Source organism: Pseudomonas edaphica (assembly GCF_005863185.1).
Lineage (GTDB): Bacteria > Pseudomonadota > Gammaproteobacteria > Pseudomonadales > Pseudomonadaceae > Aquipseudomonas > Aquipseudomonas edaphica.
The window spans coordinates 1-4,153 of sequence record NZ_VBVZ01000546.1; the positions used below are offsets into that span (position 1 = coordinate 1).

General features: G+C 60.5%; 6 protein-coding genes. All 6 read right to left on the bottom strand.

Annotated features, from left to right (window positions below; genetic code table 11):
* On the bottom strand, nt 1–146 hold a 146-nt coding region (locus tag FEM54_RS34760; RefSeq protein ID WP_171045900.1), incomplete at its 3' end, for a hypothetical protein.
* Between the two features lie 14 nt (nt 147–160).
* Entirely contained in the window at nt 161–991 is an 831-nt protein-coding gene (locus FEM54_RS26150; protein ID WP_017138109.1) for a DUF2797 domain-containing protein, read from the bottom strand.
* Nucleotides 988–1,248, bottom strand: a complete 261-nt coding sequence (locus tag FEM54_RS26155) for a YeaC family protein (RefSeq protein WP_017138108.1) — start codon at nt 1,246–1,248, stop codon at nt 988–990. Before FEM54_RS26155 ends, FEM54_RS26150 begins: the two co-directional genes overlap by 4 nt.
* 14 nt (nt 1,249–1,262) lie before the next feature.
* Nucleotides 1,263–2,132, bottom strand: coding sequence for a rhomboid family intramembrane serine protease (locus tag FEM54_RS26160; protein WP_017138107.1), 870 nt, complete (start codon nt 2,130–2,132; stop codon nt 1,263–1,265).
* Nucleotides 2,129–3,103: a metallophosphoesterase gene (locus tag FEM54_RS26165; protein WP_370589459.1), complete on the bottom strand. Its 975-nt coding sequence runs from the start codon at nt 3,101–3,103 to the stop codon at nt 2,129–2,131. The genes FEM54_RS26160 and FEM54_RS26165 overlap by 4 nt, the downstream gene beginning before the upstream one ends.
* Complete coding sequence (locus FEM54_RS26170; protein WP_010210870.1) at nt 3,100–3,990, bottom strand: NAD(+) kinase; 891 nt, start codon at nt 3,988–3,990, stop codon at nt 3,100–3,102. Before FEM54_RS26170 ends, FEM54_RS26165 begins: the two co-directional genes overlap by 4 nt.
* Nucleotides 3,991–4,153 lie beyond the last annotated feature (163 nt).

The following is a 4,153-nucleotide window of genomic DNA, read 5'->3' on the forward strand; positions in this document are numbered from 1 at the left end:
CGCTCGGGGTTGCGGCGCATCACCAGCTGCGCATGGACCAGGCTATGGTCCTCGAACAACTCGAAGGTCAGGTGCGTTTCTTCGATCAGGTAATCCGGCGCCTGATAGTCCTTCAGGTAAATCATCTTCGGTTGTTCGGTGCGCATGGATAGCATCCTTTTTACTGATGCACGGCGAGCTGGTAGGCCGTGTACTTACGAATGTTGATAACGCCGGTGTCGAAGATCAGGTACTGGCCCTTGATCCCCAGCAACGTGCCTTCGGCAATCGGGTTCTTGTCCAGGTTGAAGCTGACGATCTTGGCCGGGTATTGCTCGACCGGGTAACGAATTTCGATCGGCTCGATGTCGGTTACCGGTTGGATGGCCTGCAAGCCAAAGCGTTCCTGCAACCCCAGCAGGCCGTCGGCGCAGGTGGCGAACAGCTCATCGCGTACCTGCTTGAGATCCACCGATTGCGCATCGCCCTTGAGTAAAGCACGCCAGTTGGTTTTATCGGCCACTTGGCTGCGAAACAGGTCTTCAACGAAACCGGATTGCTGACGGGTCGCCACGCGCATGATCGGCAGCGCCTGGCTGGCGCCCTGGTCGAGCCAGCGGGTCGGCAACTGGGTGGCACGGGTGATGCCGACCTTGATGCCCGACGAGTTGGCCAGGTACACCACGTGGTCGGTCATGCAGAATTGTTCGCCCCAGCCCGGATCACGGCAGGTGCCGGCGTCGTAATGGCAACGCTCGGGGCTCATGATGCACAGGTCACACTGGGCCAGTTTGGTCATGCACGGGTAGCAGTAACCCTGGCTGAAACTGGTCTTGGTCTTGCGGCCGCAATGGCTGCAATGGATGGCACCGAGATACTCCAGGCGCACGTGGCTACCGATCAACGGGTTGACCGGCACCTCGGTGTCGCCCAGGCGAAACGCGTATTGAACGGTCGGCTCACCGAGTTGCGCCGACATTTTGCTGACTGCACCGCGACCAATTTCAATCAATGGATCGCATCCGACTTGAACAGAATGTTCGGCACCGGCGCCGACTTGGACGCGCATTCCTGCGGGCCCATGTAGCCGGTACGCTGCTCTTCGGGCAGGTTCTGGATTTCCCAGGCGATCACCGCTTGCAGCGACAGCTCGCGCTGCTCCGCAGTGAGCTTGCGGCCATCGGACCACTTGCCGATTTCCACGGCCAGCTTGAGGCTCTCGTAGATGTCCGGGGTGATGTTTTCGATCATTTCAGCAAAAGAGGACATAAGGCTCTTCCTTATCAAATAGAGGCTTTGCGGCGGTTGTACAACCCGCCCAGCAAACCCGTCAGGCAACCGATGACCAAGCCGCTCAGGTGAGCCGCGTTGGCGATTTCGCCGAAACCGATCATCGAGATCAGCCCCGACATGCAGAGCACCAGCCAAATCAGCATCATCGCCAGCACGCCACGCGGCAGACGATAAGCCGGGTTAGGCGACAACAATTGGAAGATCCAGCAATGCCCGAGCAGGCCATACAACACGCCAGACAAACCGCCAAACAGGCTCGGGCCGCCATAGGCGTATTGCGCGTAATTGGACACCAGGCTGAACAACAGGGTCAGGCCCAGCAGGTTGATACTGCCCTGGCGCAACTCGATACGACGGCCCAGCTCCCAATACCACATGCCATTCATGGCCAGGTGCAGGATGCCGAAGTGGATCAGCATCGGCGTGACCAGCCGCCACCACTGCCCTGACGCCATAGTCTCGGCAAACGGGGTGAACTGGATGTACTCACCCATCACGCGAAACGGCAGGAAGGTCAGCCAGCTCATGGTCTGCAGGTTTTCACCCAACAAGGTCACCGCGCCAACGATCATGCTCGCCAGCAGCACCAGCGCCGTCACCGGACTGAAACGCACTTGCTGAACAAAGCTTGGCCGCGTGACGGGCGCCTGCTGGGGAATATCCAGTTGCTGGTCCGGGTCACCGGCGGGAAAGCGTTGATACAACACTTGCACGTCAGCGCTGATATTCTCGGGCACCCACAACACTTGCTCGCCTGCTTCTTCACTGACGCGATGGGGCACTTGCATGCGTTGCAGCAGTTTGACGAAACCACTCAAGTCGACACTCAGCGGCAAGCGCAATACAGCTACCGTACTCATACAATGACCTCAGGCCGCTCAACGTCGACCCATACAAATTTACGCGGATCCAGGCGGGTTTCCTGGTCCAGTCGGTACGCCACCAGCTTGCCGTAAAGCACCGCGCTGTAGTCCAGGCAGGCCAGGTTGTCGCGGATCGGCGCCGGCTTGCCGCTGCGCCAGTAATGGCCGACGAACAACAACGGTTCGTCGACGCCATAACGCAGCAGGGAATTTTTTTCCGTAGACGAAAGCGGCGTTCGCGCCACCGGTTCCGGCAGTGCATCGGGCTGGAACACGATGTCGCCGTAGGTTTTGGGGTCGTCTTCCCAGAATTTGGTGCGGAAAAATGAGCGCGTCAGGCCATCGCCACCGGTCAGCGTCAGGCCGTCCGGCAGGCGCATGTCGGTGCCGCGCAGCAGGCGGTCGAAGGCGTTGCAGGCAAAGCTGCCCGGCACGGCGGCGGCCTGCAAAAAGTGCTGGTCGATGCAGCCATCCGGGAAGGTGGCGCGCAGCGGCTGGATAAAGCCTTCGTCCCAGCACGCATGCACCACGCGAAACCGCCCGGCGTCGACAAACAGCGGCATGTCGTAGAACCAGCCGAGGAAGTCGTGCCAGTCGGCCGGGTGGTGCTCGAACTGGGTCAGGGTTTCGTGGATCAACCGCGCATGGCGTGGGTTGTGCTCGCGCACGAACTGCTTGCCACTGCCCGGCGGCGCCGGCGTGCTCCAGCCCAGCGCATTGAACTCGTGGTTGCCCATGATGCACAGCGCCTGGCCGGCCTCGGTCATATCGTGGACGATATGCAGCGCCTCGCGGATGCGTGGCCCACGGTCGATGATATCGCCGAGGAACACCGCCATACGCGTCGGATGGCGCCAGGTTCCAGCCTGTTTATGGTAGCCCAGCCGGTCGAGCAAGTGCTCAAGGGTATGAGCGCAACCGTGCACGTCACCAATCAGGTCGTAGCTACGCGCGGGATCGAGCATCAGTCGCCTCCACCCCCCAAGCGGCTGCCCCAGCCCAGCTTGGTGCGGCACACTTCGTAGTAGTTGTGGTCCAGCGGGTGGATCAACCGCAACTTCTGTGCCTTTTTGCTCACGGTGATGGTGTCACCGGGGGCGCAGGTGAAATGGTTCTGCCCGTCGCAGGAGACTTGCGGGTAGATCTGCATGTCTTTGGACACCACGATTTTCAGCTCACTGTTGCCATCAACCACAATTGGCCGACTGGACAACATATGGGGGTACATCGGCACGATCACAATGGCATCGAGTTTGGGGTGCATGATCGGACCGCCGGCCGACAGTGCGTACGCGGTAGAACCGGTCGGCGTGGCGACGATCAGGCCGTCAGCCTTTTGGCTGCACACGAACTGGCCGTCGATATACAGCTCGAACTCGATCATGCGCGTGGATTTGCCAGGGTGCAGCACCACATCGTTGAGCGCATCGCCCTGGCCGATGGCCTCGCCGTGGCGGCGCACTTCGGCTTGCAGCAGGAAGCGGTTTTCCACCAGGTAATGGCCGTCAAGCACCTTGGCCACTTCGACTTCGAGGTCATCCGGGCGGATATCCGTGAGGAACCCCAAACTGCCACGGTTGATCCCCAGCACCGGCACGTTGTGCCGCGCCAGTGCACGGGCGGCACCCAGCAGGCTGCCGTCGCCGCCGACCACAATAACCATGTCACAGACTTCGCCGAGCATCTTGCGCGACGAGGTTTGCAGGCCGTGGCCGGGCAGGATTTCGGCGATGGTGTCTTCGAGGATCACATGCAGGTGGCGTTCCAGCAGGAATTTTTTCAGCCGGCGGACGGTGTCCAGCACCTGGGTACTGCCCAGGCGACCGATAATGCCGATATTGCGAAATTGCTCCATGGGGCTCCTGCGGGATTTGGGGTCTGGCAAAAAGAACGATTATGGGCGAAAGGCCGCGTCAGGCAAAACCCTTTGTCGCCGCAGGGCCTTGATGACAATGGTTCTCAGCCACCCTTAACGGCTCTAAAAGGCTATGCTCGGACCATGACTGTGTTCCCCGACC

Coding starts and splice junctions, on each gene's coding strand:
- FEM54_RS26160 (WP_017138107.1), bottom strand. CDS start 2,132: ATGAGTACGGTAGCTGTATTGCGCTTGCCGCTGAGTGTCGACTTGAGT.
- FEM54_RS26155 (WP_017138108.1), bottom strand. CDS start 1,248: ATGTCCTCTTTTGCTGAAATGATCGAAAACATCACCCCGGACATCTAC.
- FEM54_RS26170 (WP_010210870.1), bottom strand. CDS start 3,990: ATGGAGCAATTTCGCAATATCGGCATTATCGGTCGCCTGGGCAGTACC.